Below are 14,774 nucleotides of genomic sequence, written 5' to 3' on the forward strand. Positions count from 1 at the left end.
CGGCGATGAGACGCACCTTTCGCAGCTGGGTGAACCGGCCGCCGCCGTAGACGCGCACGACATCCAGACTGGTGCGGTCTGCCGCACGGAAGCCGAGCAGTGCCCCGACCACCGTCGTGAAGAACACCACGAGCGCGGCGAGGAAGATCGCGGTCTTCGATGGGTCGCCGGCGACCTTTGCACCGCCGAGCACGACGATGGCGATGCCGCCGACGGCGACAATCGGCAGGCAGTAGCTGACCACCGCGATCTGCACGACGACGGTCTCGATGCGCGGGGCGAGCAGCACGGTGGCCGCGAGGAGGAGGGCGAGGCCGTTGCCCCATCCGTAGCCGATGAGGGCCTCGGTGATGGTGACCTGGAACACGCCCCAGTAGGCGAGCGGGCCATCCGCGAACAGCTGGCCGAACACAGACAGCGGCGAGGGCACCGGGGTGAAGGTGGTACCGGCACGGGGCACGAACGCGGTCACCGACAGCAGCCACCACGCGGCGACGATGACGGTCGCGCCGATAAGCCCGGCAAGCCAGCCGGGAATGCGCCTTCTGGCGGTCACCTAGGCCTCCGCCGCGGCTTTTCCGTCGGCACCGAACAGGATCTCGGATGCCTGGTCGACGAGCGCGTGGAACTCCGGTGAGCGCTGCATGTCGGGGGTGCGCGGCCGCGGAAGGTCGACCTCGATGACCTCCTTGATGCGGCCGGGCCGCGGCGACATGACCGCCACCCGGTCGGAGAGGAAGATCGCCTCAGAGATGCCGTGGGTGACGAGCAGCGTCGTGGCCGGCTTCTCCGTCCAGATGCGCAGCAGCTCGAGGTTGAGGTTCTGCCGTGTCATGTCGTCGAGAGCGCCGAAGGGCTCGTCGAGCAGCAGCACCGATGGCTTGAGCACGAGGGCACGGGCGATGGAGACACGCTGCCGCATGCCGCCGGAGAGCTGGGCGGGCTTGGCGTTCTCGAACCCGCGGAGGCCGACGAGGTCGATGAGCTCGTCGATGTATGCCTTGTCGACCTTCTTGCCGGCCACCTCGAACGGTAGCTGGATGTTCTTGCGCACGCTGCGCCACGGCAGCAGAGCGTGGTCCTGGAAGGCGATGCCGAGCTCGCTGTTGCGGCGCAGCTCTGCCGGCGTCTTGCCGTCGACCCGGATGTCGCCGGAGGTCGGGTGCTCGAGGTCGGCGAGAATCCGCAGGATCGTCGACTTGCCACAGCCGGATGGACCGAGCAGGGCCAGGAAGGACCCCTGGTCGGTGTGCAGGTCGGTGTCCTGCAGTGCGGTGACGCTCTTGCCGCCGGCAACGGCGAACGTCTTGCTGAGTGCGGTGATCTGGATGCCGGTGCCCAGCGAGGCACCGGCATCCAGGGTTTCAACTGTGGTCATATCTGACTAACGGTAGACCTTCAGCTCCGGGTACTCCTCGTAGATCTCGTCGATGATCGAGGTGTCGAAGAGCTGGTCTTCGGTGAGCTCCCACCCGGCGGCCTTGAGGGACGCGATCGACTCTGCCTTGAGGGCGTCGGAGATGGTGAAGAGACCGTTCTCCTCCGTCTCCTCCGTCGAGATGAGCAGCAGCTGGGCGGCGAGAGCCGCTGCTGTCTTCTCCGGGTCGAGCGGGCCGAACGTCAGCTCGCCGTCGGCGGTCGCCTGGTCGTAGTACTTCGTGATGAGCGCCACGGTGTCGTCGGTCGGCTTCGTGAAGACGTCGGTCCAGCCCTTGATCTCGGCGATCAGGAACGCCTTGAGCAGCTCGCGGTTCTCGGCGAGGTACTGGTCGGTGACGGCGAATGCCTCGGCGACGTAGGGAACACCGTTGTCGGCGTAGGCGAGGTTGGTGACCTCGTATCCGGCCATCTCGACCGTGACCGACTCGTTGGTGAGGTACGCCATGAAGCCGTCGACCTCGCCGTTGGTGAGCGGGGTCGGGTCGAACTCGACGGGAACGACGGTCAGCTCGCTGATGTCGATGTCGTTGGCGTTGAGCAGCGCCTGGAAGACGCTCGCGTTCGAGTCCTGAACACCGATGCGCTTGCCTTTGAGGTCTTCTGGCGTCTGGATGTTGCCGCCGTCAGCGAGGGAGAGGATCGTGAACGGGTTCTTCTGGAACGTCGCGCCGATGATCTTGAGCGGGGCATCCTGCTCTGCGATTGCAGCACCGACAGAGGCTGCGTCGGTCAGGGCAACCTGCGCGGTGTTGCTGAGGAGCACCGCGACACCCGTGTTCGGGCCAGAGATGCCGTAGACCTTCTCGAAGCCGGCCTCGTCGTAGTAGCCGTTCTCCTCCGCGTAGAACTCGCCGGCGAACTCCTCGTTCTTGATCCACGAGTACTGCAGGCTGATCTCGCCGTACGAGGGGGTGCCGTCGGCGGACTCCGCCGCGCCGTCGGCCGGGGTGGTTGCGCAACCGGCGAGGACAAGTGCCGTCGTGGCCGCGAGCGCGGCGGCAAGGCCGATGCGTCGAAGCGGCGTGCGTTCGAGTAGTGCCATGGGGTGGCATCCCTTCTACAGGTGAATGTGATTGCTACGAACGCTAACGAGTTCACATTTCCGGCCATCGCCACCGGCATTTCGACCGTGTTACCGACTACCCCAGCACCGAGTCAAGATAGGCGTTCGTGAAGCGCCGCTCGGGGTCGAGCCGGTCGCGAACGGCGACGAAGTCGGCGAGGTGCGGGTAGACAGCAGAGAGCGATGCGGCATCCTGGCGGTGCATCTTGCCCCAGTGCGGCCGCCCCTCGAAGCGGCGGAAGATCTCCTCGACACCGGCGAAGTACTCCGTCGGGTCGTCGCGGTAGTAGCGGTGCACGGCGATGTAGCCGGACTCGCGGCCGTAGCCGGTCGAGAGCCAGATGTCGTCGGCGGCGGCGCACCGCACCTCGACGGGGAAGCTGATGCGCCATCCCTTCGCCTCGATGAGCTCGTCGATCGCGCGGAGGGCGGCCGGGATGTGCTCGCGCGGCAGCGCGTACTCCATCTCTGTGAAGTGCACGGTGCGCGAGGACGCGAACACGCGGTGCGAGACGTCGGTGAACTCGCGCTGGGCGACGAGGCGCTCGCCGAGCGCGTTCTGCGGCTTGATGATCGCCGGTATCACGGTGCCGATCGCGTTCGTGAGCCCGTAGAGGTGGTTCGACATGAACTCGTCGTCGACCCACGCCGAGAAGCGCCCCTGCGGCTTGACGCCGGCCTCGAGGGGCAGCCGCGTGTTCGTCTTCGTGAGCGCCGTCTTGGTGTGGGGAAACCAGTAGAACTCGAAGTGGTCGACCCCGCTGGCCCTTGCCATCCAGTCGTCGAGCACGGCGTCGAGCGGCTCCGGCTGCTCAACGGCGTGCAGCAGGTAGCTCGGCACGCACTGGATCGTGACGTCGACGATGATGCCGAGAGCGCCGAGGCCGAGGCGGGCAGCCGGCCATAGCTCGGCGTTCTCCGTCGGGCTCACATGCAGCAGCTCCCCCGCCGCGGTCACCAGGGTGACGGCGACGAGCTGGTTGGCGAGCCCCGCAAAGGCGTGGCCCGTTCCGTGGGTTCCCGTCGAGGTTGCCCCCGCGATCGTCTGCCGGTCGATGTCGCCCATGTTCTCGAGCGCGAGGCCGAGCGGGTCGAGCAGGGCGGGCAGCTGGTAGAGGTTGGTGCCGGCGCCGAGGGTCACCCGGGTGCCGTCGACCGCGTAGAGCCCGTCGAGCCCCGACACATCGAGCTGGATGCCGTCGGGCACCGCGATGCCGCTGAAGCTGTGACCGGCGCCGATGGCCTTCACTCGCAGCCCGCGATCGGCCGCGAATCGAACCGTCTCGACGACCTCCTCGACGGATGCCGCGCGCACCGTGAGCTGCGGCCGCGCGCTCTGGCTGCGCCCCCAGTTCTTCCACGTCCTACCCGGTCGCACGTCGATAGTCACAGGAAGGCCTTTCCATCGCCGCGGTAGGTCGGCATCGTCGTGGCGACCGCGTCGCCGTCGACCAGCAGGAACTCGGTGAGGTGCTCGCTGAGCTCGCCCGCCTTGGTGTGGCGCAGCCAGGCGCGGTCGCCGACAGCGAGGTCGCGCGCGGCATCGCCGACGAGCGGGGTCTGCACCTCTCCGGCCATCTCGCGGGGCTCCATGCGCACACCGGTCGGCCAGGCGACGCTAGGCAGTCGGTCGTTGGCAGCGGGACCGGATGCGATCCACCCGCCGCCGAGCAGCGTTGCGATATCAGGGCGCGGCTTGCGCACCACCGACAGCGCGAAGGCGGCCGCAGGGGCCGGGCTGAAGTGCAGGTAGTTGTCGAACAGGGTCGGCCCGAACAGCCCGGAGCCCGCGGCGACCTCTGTCACCGCCTCCTCCCGCGACGAGCTCTCGAGCGAGCCGGTGCCGCCGGCGTTGACGAACTCGAGCTGGGTGAGCTCGCTGATCGCGGCGATCGCGGCCCCCCGGCGGTCGGCGAGCTCTGCTGCCGACCAGCCCTGGATGCGCCGCACGAGCCAGCCGCGCGCCCGGTTGGCCGGGTTGTTCACGAGGCCGGCGATCTGCGCCTCGTAGCCCATGACCCCGACAAGGGTGAAGCCGGGCCGGTCGAGGATCTGCTGCGCGAGCGCGCGTGCGTCGGCGACGGAGTGCACGGGTGAGCGGCGAACGCCGATGTGTCCGAACAGCCAGTTGTCCCAGCTGGCATCGAGCTCGAGGCAGACACGGATGTCGGCACGGTCGCCGGGGGCGATCGCGGCATCCACGAGGTCGAGCTGGTCGACCGAGTCGACCATGATCGTGACGCGAGCGGCGAGCTCGGCGGAGCGACCGAGAGTGCGGATCGCGGCGCGGTCGGCCGTCGGGTAGCCGACCACGACATCCGTTATCGCCTGGTATCCGTCGACGCTCGACGCGAGCCAGAGCGCCTCCTCCAGCGTGTACGCGAGCACGCCGGAATAGCCGGGCAGGGCGAGCACGCTGTCGATGATGCCGCGCACCCGCACCGACTTGCTGGCGACGCGGATGGGGGTTCCGCTCGCGCGGTCGAGCATGTCGAACGCGTTGTGCGCGAGAGCCGGCACGCTGACGACGCCGTACGGCGGATCGTACGAAGCGGTCGCCGCAGTGAGCGACCGCCAGTACTCCGCTGGCCGCAGCCACGGGGTGTCGCTCTGCCGTGTCAGATGCACTATTTGACGCTCTTGATCGGGTACACGGCGAGGGCACCGAGAATGGCCGTGGCCGCGGAGGCGACGAACAGCGCGGTGAAGCCGGCGCTCGCACCGGAGAACACGTTGGCGTCGGGGATGGTGCCCCCGCCCGTTGCCACGTTGACTCCCGTGAGCACGATGAGCGCTCCCACCAGCGGGCCGAAGGCCTGGGGAACAGCCGTCGCGATGTTCATGATGCCGAGGTCTTTGCCGCGCGAGTGGGCATCCGGCAGCACCTGCGTTGCGAGTGCCTGGTCGACCGCCATGAAGGAGCCGTAGCCGAGGCCGAGCAGGCCCGCCGCGACCAGGGCGATGTTGAAGTCGGGCACGAACGCGAGCAGCGCCGCCGCGATCGCCTGCAGGTAGGCGGCGACGTAGACGAAGACCTTGCGCTGGCCGATGCGGTCGCTGATCTTGCCGGCGCCGAGGGCAGAGAGGATGAAGAACACCATGTAGACGAGCGTCAGCATGAGCAGGTCGTCCTGCACCGTCTCGAGCGGACGCCCGAGGCCGAACTGCAGGAAGTACAGCAGCTGGGTCGTGCCGAGCGCGTTGCCGAGGTTGACCAGGATGCGGCCGAGCAGGGTCCAGCCGAAGTCGGGGTAGAGGCGCGGGCTCACCCAGAAGCCGGAGAACAGCACGCTCGCCGATAGCGCCGGGCGCTCGGAGACCGGCAGCACGGCATCCTTCGTCAGCAGCGCGAACGGCAGAACCGTGACGACCAGCAGCACCGCCATGACGGCGTAGCCGACGAAGGTCGCGAGAGCGAGCTCTGTGACGAGCAGGATTCCGAGGATGGTGCCGACGGCCTGTGGCGCAGACACCCAGCCGGAGACGAAGCCGCGCTGGTTGACCGGCACCTGGTCGGAGATGGTCGCGGTGATCGCCGCAGACAGCATGCAGAACCCGATGAGCGCCGTCGACCAGAACACGCCGATGCCCACCATCGAGGTCTGCACGCCGAGCAGGAACAGCGACAGCGCGAACACCGCGGTGCCGGCGAAGATCCACGGGCGGCGGCGACCGAGTCTGCTCGTGGTGCGGTCGGAGAGCGCGCCGGTGAGCGGGTAGGCGATGATCGCGCAGAAGCCGGCTATGGCCGAGATGATGCCGAACGCCACGACGTTGTCGACCCAGAAGTCGGTGTTGAGCTGCTCCTGGATCTGCAGCGGCAGCAGCAGCTGGATCGGGGTGAGCTGCGCCATCCAGATGCCGAGCCACGCCGTCGCGAAGAACGCGATCCAGCGGCCTGGCACCTTGCGGATCGGTTCAGCGAAGAGCGTTGCCGAGGTACTCGTTGTCGTCATGCGGTCGCATCCTTCGTTCGGAGTGGGGTCGTCAGTGAATACAGAAAGTCGGCGGCGAGGTCCATGACGCTCGCGGCGGCTGCGAGGTCGCGGTCAGCGAGCCAGGCGAGCGTGAGGCCGTCGGTGATGGTGATGAGCATGCGCCCGACCGTCTCGATGGGCACGGTCCACTCGATGCCAGCGCCCTCGGCCGCAGCGAGCAGCACCTGCTCTGCGGCGTCGCGGTACTTCGCCCACTGCCGCTGCGGCAGCGACTCGAGGCCGGGGGTGCGCATGGCGAAGAGCATGAGCTCGAGCAGCACCTGCTCGTCAGCGGTCTCGGCGACGATCGTGTCGAAGAAGGCCTGCAGCCCGTCGCGGATCGTTGACCGGATGTCGCCGCTGAACCGAATGGCCTCGAACGCCGCGATGGACTGCGTCTCGACCACGTGGGCGATGAGCTCTTCCATCATCTCGTCGCGGCTGGCGAAGGCGTAGTGGAAGCTCGCGAGCGGCATGCCTGCCTCGGCGACGATGGCCCTCGTGGTCGCGCCCTGCATGCCCTGCTCCGCGATGACGCGGAGGGCAGCCTGCACGATCTCGCCACGGCGGTCGATGGAGGACATGCGCGCCATGGTCTCCTCCGCCCTACTGGGTCAACTGACCCAGTCGTGTGACCAGAATGGAGGATGCCGTGAGCGCCTGTCAACGCACCCGCTTGGGGGCCACTGTCAGGGGTCGCACCTAGCCTCTCGTCACGGAACTCGTACTGATCCCCGGATTCTGGCTCGACGGCTCCTCGTGGAACCAGGTGGCGCCCATGCTAGGCGAGGCTGGTCACACGGTCACCGCCGTCACTCTCCCCGGTCTCACCGCCGACGCCGACCGCACCGGCATCACCCCGCGCGACCACGTCGATGCGGTCGTCGGCATCGTCGACGGCCTCGTCTCCGAGGGCCGCGGCCCCATCGTGCTCGTCGGGCACAGCGGTGGCGGCGCCGTTGCCCATGCGGTCGTGGATGCCAGACCCGACTCGATCGCGCGCGTCATCTACGCGGACAGCGGCCCCCTCGCCGACGGCGACTCCATCAACGACAGCCTGCCCGTGGTCGACGGCGAGATCCCGTTGCCGGACTGGTCGGTCTTCGACGACGACAGCCTCGTCGACATGACCGACGAGATTCGCGCCGCCTTCCGTGCTCGCGCTATCCCGATCCCTGCCCGCGTCGCCAGCGATAAGCAGCAGCTCAGCGACCCGCGCCGCTACGACGTGCCCGTCACCGTCATCACCTGCGAGTTCCGCAAGGCCGACATGCTGGAGATGATGGAGGCCGGTCACCCCTACTTCGCCGAGCTCGCGGCGATGAAGGACTACGAGATCGTCGACCTGCCGACCGGCCACTGGCCGCAGTTCACCAAGCCGACGGAGCTGGCGGCGGCGATCCTGGCTGCGCTGCGCTAGGCAGCGCTCATCCGGCGGAGCAGCGCGGTCACGCCCAGTCGATCGCGTGACCGAGTCGGTCGCGCTTCGTCTCGAGGTAGCCATCGCTGTGGGCACCGTTGCTGATCACCAGCGGAACCACCTCGGTCACGTCGATGCCGCCATCGCGAAGCTGGGCGAGCTTGTCTGGATTGTTGCTCAGCAGCCGAATGGAGTCGACGCCAAGGTCGCGCAGAATGGCGGCGGCAGCCGCGTAGCTGCGTGCGTCGACGGGAAGCCCGAGCGCCTCGTTGGCGTCGACGGTGTCGGCCCCATCCTCCTGCAGTCGGTACGCCCGCAACTTGTCGATGAGCCCGATGCCCCTGCCCTCGTGGCCCCGGAGGTAGATGACGACTCCCCCCTCTCGTGCGATTCTGGCAAGGGCCTCGCGCAGCTGCGGGCCGCACTCGCACTTGACCGAACCGAGCGCTTCGCCCGTGAGGCACTCGGAGTGCACCCGAACAAGCAGAGGCGAGCCATGGCCATCGCCGATGAGGGCGAGATGCTCAGCGCCCGTCACAAGGTCGCGATAGCCGCGCACCCGAAGAGTGCCGTACTCCGTCGGAATCACCGTCTCGACCGCGAAGCTGACGACGTCGGGCATAGTCATCGGTGCCATCGCCGCAGCCGGCATCCTCGTCGCGCCCGTCATGATGTGCGGGGAGCCGAGAGCGCGGCGGCAACGGTGTCCTGCAGCTCGCGACCCGATGCCTGAAAGGCGAGCACACCACGATGCTCAAGCGTCGCCGCCACCGACGCCAGTGCCACACCGCTGGCCTCCAGGCGTTCGATGGCAGCGCGCGCCTGATCGTAGGCACCCGTGACGGTGTCGCCGCGCACCGCGGCGTGGTCAGCCACCGCGCGCAGCGTCTTCTCCGGCATGGTGTTGATCACGTCGGGCGCGACCAGCTCGATGACGTAGAAGGTGTCGGGCAGCTGGGGGTTCTTCACGCCGGTCGAGGCCCACAGCGGTCGCTGCATGTTCGCGCCGGCCGCGACCAGCTTCTGCGCCCGCTCCGATGTGAATGCCTGCTCGTAGGCCTGGTAGACCAGCCGGGCGTTGGCCACACCGGCAGTGCCCATGAGCTCCTTCGCCGCCGCGCTCCCGTCGGCGAGCAACAGGGCGTCGACCTCCGCGTCGACACGGGAGACGAAGACCGAGGCCACCGAGTGGATACGCCAAAGGTCGAGTCCGGCAGACTGCGCTCGCTCGAGTCCACGCAGGTACGCCTCGACAACCTGCGCGTACCGATCGAGGCCGAAGATCAGCGTGACGTTGACGCTGATTCCCTCCGCGATGGCATCCTCGATCGCGGTGATGCCCTCCGCAGTGGCAGGAATCTTGATGAACACGTTCGGTCGGTCGATGGTGCTGACGAGCACGCGGGCCTCCGCGAGCGAGGCGTCCGCGTCGTAGGCGCTGTCAGCGCCCACCTCGATCGAGACCCATCCGTCGTTGCCACCCGTCGCCTCGAACACCGGGAGAAGGATGTCGGCGGCCGACCGCACGTCGTCGGTTGTCAGGCGCAGCACGGCATCCGTCACCGAGCTCCCCTCGGCGGCGAGCTGTCGCAGCTGCTCGTCGTAGGCATCGGTGCTCGCGAGCGCCGTGGCGAAGATCGTGGGGTTTGTCGTGATGCCGACGACGTTGCTCGACTCGATGAGCTCGTGCAGCCCGCCGGAGCGAATGCGGTCACGAGAGAGGTCGTCGAGCCAGATGCTGACCCCCAGCTCAGACAGGGCTGCCGTTATCGCGGTGCTCACAGCGACTCCAACGCAGTCGCCGTGTCGGCCAGCTGGGCGTCCGTCACCGGCACCGCGTCGCGGATGAGGCGCTGCAGGCTCTTCTGCGCGTCAGGCACATTGACGTGCACACCCGCCACCACGCGCTGCCCGCGCAGCCAGAAGACGGTGAACGCCGCGGCCCCTGCCGCACCGCGCCGCACCAGCCGGGCACCCTCGACGAGCGGCGCATAGCCGGCGAACTGCACGGTCACGTCATACTGCTCGCTCACGAAAGTCGGCACATCGGCATACCCGGTGCCGGTGCCGAGCATGCTGAGCACGGCCGCCTTCGCCCCCTTCATCGCGTTCGACAGGTGCTCGCTGCGGATGCGAACTCCACCGACGGGGTGCATGGCCGAGGCGATGTCGCCGGCCGCGTAGACGTCGGCGGCACTGGTGCGCATGAACTCGTCGACAAGCACGCCATCTGCCACCGCGAGTCCGGCCGCACGGGCAAGCTCGATGTTGGGGGTGGCGCCGATGGCGACCAGCACGATGTCTGCTGGAACGATCTCGGCGGGCTGGTCGCCCGTGCCTGCCACGCGCACACCGCTGACGCGAACGCCGTCGCCGACAATCGCCTGCACGTCAACGGCAGATCGAACGGTCACTCCCTGCGCCTCGTGCACGCGGGCGAAGTGTGCTCCGAGCTCGGAGCCGAGCGCAGACTCGAGGGGCTGGGATCCGCGGCCGAGCACGGTGACCTCGTTTCCCAGCGCCCGGGCCCTCGCCGCCACCTCCATTCCGATCCAGCCGGATCCGATGACGACGACCCGGCGGCCGCCGCCGCGCAGCTCGGCCCCGAGGCGTTCAGCGTGCTCCACCGTGCGAAGGGAGTGGACGCCGGCGAGCTCGCCATCCTCGGTCGCGCCGTCGACGGCAAGTGCTCGCGGGGTCGAGCCGGTAGCCAGCAGCACCGAGGTGTAGGAGAGAGTCTCGCCGTTCTCGAGGCTGATCGTGTGGGCATCGGGGTGCAGCGCCGTGACGGCGACCCCGGTGACCAGCCGAACGTCGTTGGCCTCGTACCAGGCCGGATCGATCAGGTCGACGGACTCACGGCTTGCCTCCGCGCGCAGGTAGGCCTTCGACAGCGGCGGCCTGATGTACGGCGCATGCGCTTCGGCTCCAACCATGGTCACCGCGCCGGTGAACCCCTGGTCGCGCAGGGTCTGTGCCGCGATACCTCCCGCTGGCCCTGCTCCGACGATGACGATGTGCTGTGTGGACATTGCTGCCTTCCGGGTTCGTGTTGGTGCCGACAGTACGGCTGCTGGATTCTATTGTCAACTTTCACTTTTTTAGATATGGTTCTCATATGTCGACCTCTCGAAACGAAGCGCGGGTGGCAACGGTCGCCGCCCTCGGCGACCCAACCCGCCGTGCGCTCTACCGCCTGATCGTGCGCAGCAGCGGGCCGGTCGGCCGCGACGAGGCTGCGGAGGCGCTCGGTATTCCCCGGCCGACAGCCGCGTTCCACCTCGACAAGCTCGCCGAGTCGGGGCTCGTGCACGTGGAGTTCACCCGCCGCTCCGGCGCCTCCGGCCCCGGTGCCGGTCGACCGGCGAAGTTCTACCGCGCCGCCGTCACCGAGGTCACGGCCTCGGTGCCGGAGCGCCAGTACGACCTCGCTGCCGAGATCATGGTCGACTCGCTGGAGGCCCTCGGCATGCAGAGCCCGCCGGTGCAGGCCGCCCTCGTCGAGTCAGCCCACCGCCGCGGCCGCGCTCTCGCCGGGGCAGCGCCATCCCTCGACGAGGCGCTCGAGGCGATCGGCTATGAGCCCCGCGCCGTGCCAGAGGGAACGGTGTTCGACAACTGCCCGTTCCACCAGCTGGCGCTCACGCATCCCGCCACCATGTGCGCCGCCAACCACTCGCTCGTGCAGGGCGTGCTCGACGAGCGCGGGGAGAATCCGGATCGCGCGCGATTCGCACCGGGAACGGCGGGCTGCTGCGTGCTCATCGACGCACCCTGAGATCGACTGCGCCGTGCTCCGACAGGGGTTCGAACCCTGACTGTGACGATTTTAAGTCGCCTGCCTCTGCCAGTTGGGCTATCGGAGCGCTGTGGGACTAGCCCCCAACAGTATCGCGGCGGTTGGCGCGAATCCGGCGAACGATGAGCCACGCGACGAGCCCGGCCAGCCCCGCGTACACTGCGAAGTTGAGCCACGCCGAGTACCGCTCCACGGTCTCGTACTGCGAGCCGAGGGCGTAGCCGAGCAGCACGAGGGCGCCGTTCCAGATGGCGCTGCCGAGCACGGTCGCGATGCTGAACGTCGCCAGGTGCATCCTCGCCGCGCCGGCCGGCAACGAGATGAGGCTGCGCACACCGGGAACGAAGCGGCCGAAGAACACCGCGGGAGTTCCGTGGCGCTCGAACCAGGCAGTGGCGCGCTCGAAATCCTCCGCCTCGACAAGGGGAAGCCTCGACAGCCAGCGGATCGCGCGATCCCGGCCGAGCGCGAAACCGAGACCGTAGAGCAGCAGCGCTCCGAGGTAGGAGCCGAGCGTGCTCGTGGCGATCACGAGGGCAAGACTCAGCTCACCCTGCTTCGCGAGAAAGCCCGCGAGCGGCAGCACCACCTCGCTCGGGATCGGCGGAAAGACCGTCTCGAGCACGATCATGAGGCCGACGCCCCACTCCCCCAGTGCCTGCATGAGCCACGCACTGAAGCCGAGGATGCCGCCGAGGTCGCTCGGATCGTTCGCGAATGGCAGCATCCGATGAATGTAGGCATGAAATCTGGGAGTTCTGCGCGGGCGCCGTCGGTAGGTTGAAAGGATGAGCACTCGCCCCGACAAGCACACCCCCGCCAGCCTCGGCTTCAAGACCCAGATGGTGCACGCCGGCAACGAGGTGGATGCCGGCACCGGTGCCCTGCGCACGCCCATCGTCATGGCGAACTCCTATGCGCTGCCCGATGACCCATCCACGCTCAGCTGGTCGGGAACCGATGTTCCGCTCTACACCCGCAACAGCGGCACCAACCAGCTCGGGCTGCAGAAGAAGCTCGCCGTGCTCGAAGGCGGTGAGGATGCCGTCGCCCTCGCGAGCGGCGTCGCCGCCCTGCACGCGATCTTCTTCACCCTGCTGAAGTCGGGCGACCACGTAGTCGTCGCCGACGTCACCTACGAGGCCGTGTTCCGCCTGTTCTCCGAGCTGCTGCCGCAGAAGTACGGCATCGAGGCGACCTTCGTCGACGCGAGCGACCTCGACGCCGTGCGCGCTGCCATCCGGCCGACGACCAGGCTCGTGCACATCGAGACGGTGGCCAACCCGACGACGAAGGTGACGGATGTCGCCGCCGTCGCCGCGATCGCCCACGAAGCCGGAGCCCTGCTCTCGATCGACAACACCTACACGCCGCCGCCGCTGTTCCGCCCGATCGAGCACGGAGCCGACCTCGTCGTGCACTCGCTCACCAAGTACATCAACGGGCACGGCGACGCGATCGGCGGTGCGGTGATCGGGCGCGCCGACCTCATCCGCCAGATCAAGCTCGACGCCATGGTCGACGTGGGCGGGGTCATCAGCCCGTTCAACGCGTGGCTCATCCAGCGCGGATCGGTCACACTCCCGCTGCGCATTCGCCAGCATGCCGAGTCGGCACTAGCCATCGCGCGGTTCCTGGAGGCCGACCCGCGCATCGCGTACGTGGCCTACCCCGGCCTCGAGTCGCATCCTCAGCACGCCGTCGCGGCCCGCCAGCTGCTGCACGGCTTCGGCGGCATGATGGCCTTCGCGGTGCGCGGAGACAAGGATGCCCAGAACCGCTTCGTCTCGAACCTGCGCGTGATCACGTCGGCCGTCTCGCTCGGCCACGACGAGTCGCTCATCGTGCACGTCGACAACTCGGGCCCGCGGGTCGCCGCCTACCCGGCGGGCTTCCGCGAGCTCGGGCACCTGCGCTTCTCTGTCGGCCTCGAAGACGTCGACGACCTCATCGCCGACCTGAGCGCGGCGCTCGACGCGACGTTCTAGCTCCGGACGCAGCGATGCCCGCCCGGACAGCCGGGCGGGCATCGTGAGAGCTGCGGTGCTATTTCTTGGCTGCGACGGCCTCAACGGGCTTCGGCCGCGACGCGAACTGCTCGAACGAGGCGCGCGGCGTCATGACGTCGGCGATCGAGACGGTGTCGCGACCGAGGAAGAAGTTGCCGACCCAGTTGACAATGACGCGGAGCTTGCGCTCCCACGTCGGCATCGCGAGGCCGTGGTAGCCACGGTGCATGAACCAGGCGACGAGGCCGGTGATGGCGAGCGGGCCGTTCTGGAAGACACCGACACCGATGCCGAGACCGGCAACGGCTCCGGCGTTCTTGTGGGCGTAGTCGACAGTGGACTCGCCGCGCAGCACGGCGATGATGTTCTTCGACATCCGCTTGCCCTGGCGCACGGCGTGCTGGGCGTTGGGCACGCAGAAGCCGCCGACACCCTGGCCGGGGATGAGGTCGGGAACGGCGCTGACGTCGCCGGCGCCCCAAGCGCCCTCGACGACGTTGCCCTCGGCATCCTTGACCCGCAGGTCGGGCTGCACGGTGAGGCGGCCGCGCTCCTCGACCGGGAGGTCGGTGTTGCGCAGCATGGGGCTGGCCATGACGCCGGCCGTCCAGACGATGAGGTCTGACTCGAAGGTCTGGCCGGTCGAGAGCTCGATCTTGCCGTCGACCGCCGAGGCGAGCTGGGTGTCGAGGTGCACCTCTGCACCGCGCTGGGCGAGGTTCTTGAGCACCCAGTGGCTCGTCTTGAGCGACACCTCCGGCATGATGCGGCCCATTGCCTCGATGAGGTGGAAGTGGGTGTCCTCGAAGTCGATCGCCGGGTACTGGCGCACGAGGTAGCTCGCGAACGAGCGCATCTCGGCGAAGACCTCGATGCCCGCGAACCCGCCGCCGACGACCGTGAACGTGAGCAGGCGCTCGCGCAGCGGGTCGCCCTTCGGCAGCAGCGCCGCCTTGTCGAAGTTCGAGAGGATGCGGTCGCGCACGGCGATCGCCTCCTCGATGTTCTTCATGCCGATGGCCTCGTCGGCGACACCCGGGATCGGGAAGGTGCGCGAGACCGAGCC

Annotated in this window: 14 protein-coding genes, 1 tRNA gene and 1 pseudogene; 3 read left to right on the plus strand and 13 right to left on the minus strand. The window is 68.3% G+C overall.

Annotated features, from left to right (window positions below):
* From AC14A7_RS00745 to AC14A7_RS00775, 7 genes are all read right to left on the minus strand, one after another.
* Positions 1-556: ABC transporter permease (locus tag AC14A7_RS00745; RefSeq protein WP_484005970.1), on the minus strand; the 556-nt coding region annotated here is incomplete at its 3' end.
* Positions 557-1,378, minus strand: a complete 822-nt coding sequence (locus AC14A7_RS00750) for an ABC transporter ATP-binding protein (protein ID WP_484005971.1) — start codon at positions 1,376-1,378, stop codon at positions 557-559. It lies immediately after the preceding gene.
* Positions 1,379-1,384: 6 nt separating this feature from the next.
* Complete coding sequence (locus AC14A7_RS00755) at positions 1,385-2,482, minus strand: ABC transporter substrate-binding protein (protein WP_484005972.1); 1,098 nt, start codon at positions 2,480-2,482, stop codon at positions 1,385-1,387.
* Between the two features lie 97 nt (positions 2,483-2,579).
* Positions 2,580-3,893, minus strand: coding sequence for a D-arabinono-1,4-lactone oxidase (locus AC14A7_RS00760; RefSeq protein WP_484005973.1), 1,314 nt, complete (start codon positions 3,891-3,893; stop codon positions 2,580-2,582).
* On the minus strand, positions 3,890-5,131 hold the full coding sequence (locus tag AC14A7_RS00765; protein ID WP_484005974.1) for an alanine racemase: 1,242 nt from the start codon (positions 5,129-5,131) through the stop codon (positions 3,890-3,892). Before AC14A7_RS00765 ends, AC14A7_RS00760 begins: the two co-directional genes overlap by 4 nt.
* Positions 5,131-6,459, minus strand: coding sequence for an MFS transporter (locus AC14A7_RS00770; protein WP_484005975.1), 1,329 nt, complete (start codon positions 6,457-6,459; stop codon positions 5,131-5,133). The genes AC14A7_RS00765 and AC14A7_RS00770 overlap by 1 nt, the downstream gene beginning before the upstream one ends.
* Complete coding sequence (locus AC14A7_RS00775; RefSeq protein ID WP_484005976.1) at positions 6,456-7,064, minus strand: TetR/AcrR family transcriptional regulator; 609 nt, start codon at positions 7,062-7,064, stop codon at positions 6,456-6,458. The genes AC14A7_RS00770 and AC14A7_RS00775 overlap by 4 nt, the downstream gene beginning before the upstream one ends.
* Positions 7,065-7,210: 146 nt before the next feature.
* Here AC14A7_RS00775 and AC14A7_RS00780 point away from each other — a divergent pair, with 146 nt between their 5' ends.
* Positions 7,211-7,900 carry an alpha/beta fold hydrolase gene (locus AC14A7_RS00780; RefSeq protein ID WP_484005983.1) on the plus strand — a complete coding sequence of 230 codons (690 nt, stop codon included), beginning with the start codon at positions 7,211-7,213 and terminating at the stop codon, positions 7,898-7,900.
* Positions 7,901-7,928: 28 nt separating this feature from the next.
* Here AC14A7_RS00780 and ribA read toward each other — a convergent pair.
* From ribA to AC14A7_RS00795, 3 genes and pseudogenes are all read right to left on the minus strand, one after another.
* A pseudogene (gene ribA, locus AC14A7_RS00785) lies at positions 7,929-8,510 on the minus strand (GTP cyclohydrolase II); the annotation flags it as partial.
* A 56-nt stretch (positions 8,511-8,566) separates the two neighbouring features.
* Positions 8,567-9,682 (minus strand): transaldolase, encoded by a 1,116-nt coding sequence (tal, locus tag AC14A7_RS00790; protein ID WP_484005977.1) that lies wholly within the window; start codon positions 9,680-9,682, stop codon positions 8,567-8,569.
* Positions 9,679-10,932, minus strand: coding sequence for an NAD(P)/FAD-dependent oxidoreductase (locus AC14A7_RS00795; protein ID WP_484005978.1), 1,254 nt, complete (start codon positions 10,930-10,932; stop codon positions 9,679-9,681). The genes tal and AC14A7_RS00795 overlap by 4 nt, the downstream gene beginning before the upstream one ends.
* An 86-nt stretch (positions 10,933-11,018) precedes the next feature.
* On the opposite strand from AC14A7_RS00795, the gene AC14A7_RS00800 reads away from it, so the two are divergent.
* Entirely contained in the window at positions 11,019-11,678 is a 660-nt protein-coding gene (locus AC14A7_RS00800; RefSeq protein WP_484005979.1) for a helix-turn-helix transcriptional regulator, read from the plus strand.
* A 14-nt stretch (positions 11,679-11,692) separates the two neighbouring features.
* Here the strand turns inward: AC14A7_RS00800 and AC14A7_RS00805 are convergent.
* Both AC14A7_RS00805 and AC14A7_RS00810 read right to left on the minus strand, forming a co-directional pair.
* Positions 11,693-11,766 (minus strand) — tRNA-Leu (locus tag AC14A7_RS00805).
* 9 nt (positions 11,767-11,775) lie between these two features.
* Entirely contained in the window at positions 11,776-12,426 is a 651-nt protein-coding gene (locus AC14A7_RS00810; protein WP_484005980.1) for a DedA family protein, read from the minus strand.
* Between the two features lie 61 nt (positions 12,427-12,487).
* On the opposite strand from AC14A7_RS00810, the gene AC14A7_RS00815 reads away from it, so the two are divergent.
* Complete coding sequence (locus AC14A7_RS00815; RefSeq protein WP_484005981.1) at positions 12,488-13,687, plus strand: trans-sulfuration enzyme family protein; 1,200 nt, start codon at positions 12,488-12,490, stop codon at positions 13,685-13,687.
* 58 nt (positions 13,688-13,745) lie between these two features.
* Here AC14A7_RS00815 and AC14A7_RS00820 read toward each other — a convergent pair.
* The coding region (locus AC14A7_RS00820; RefSeq protein ID WP_484005982.1) for an NAD(P)/FAD-dependent oxidoreductase at positions 13,746-14,774 on the minus strand (1,029 nt) is incomplete at its 5' end.

The sequence above is a fragment of the Conyzicola sp. genome (assembly GCF_057073975.1).

Excerpts from the sequence above, each read along its gene's own strand:
- AC14A7_RS00755 (WP_484005972.1), bottom strand. The coding sequence starts at position 2,482 with ATGGCACTACTCGAACGCACGCCGCTTCGACGCATCGGCCTTGCCGCC.
- AC14A7_RS00750 (WP_484005971.1), bottom strand. The coding sequence starts at position 1,378 with ATGACCACAGTTGAAACCCTGGATGCCGGTGCCTCGCTGGGCACCGGC.
- AC14A7_RS00775 (WP_484005976.1), bottom strand. The coding sequence starts at position 7,064 with ATGTCCTCCATCGACCGCCGTGGCGAGATCGTGCAGGCTGCCCTCCGC.
- AC14A7_RS00770 (WP_484005975.1), bottom strand. The coding sequence starts at position 6,459 with ATGACGACAACGAGTACCTCGGCAACGCTCTTCGCTGAACCGATCCGC.
- AC14A7_RS00800 (WP_484005979.1), top strand. The coding sequence starts at position 11,019 with ATGTCGACCTCTCGAAACGAAGCGCGGGTGGCAACGGTCGCCGCCCTC.
- AC14A7_RS00815 (WP_484005981.1), top strand. The coding sequence starts at position 12,488 with ATGAGCACTCGCCCCGACAAGCACACCCCCGCCAGCCTCGGCTTCAAG.
- AC14A7_RS00810 (WP_484005980.1), bottom strand. The coding sequence starts at position 12,426 with ATGCTGCCATTCGCGAACGATCCGAGCGACCTCGGCGGCATCCTCGGC.
- AC14A7_RS00795 (WP_484005978.1), bottom strand. The coding sequence starts at position 10,932 with ATGTCCACACAGCACATCGTCATCGTCGGAGCAGGGCCAGCGGGAGGT.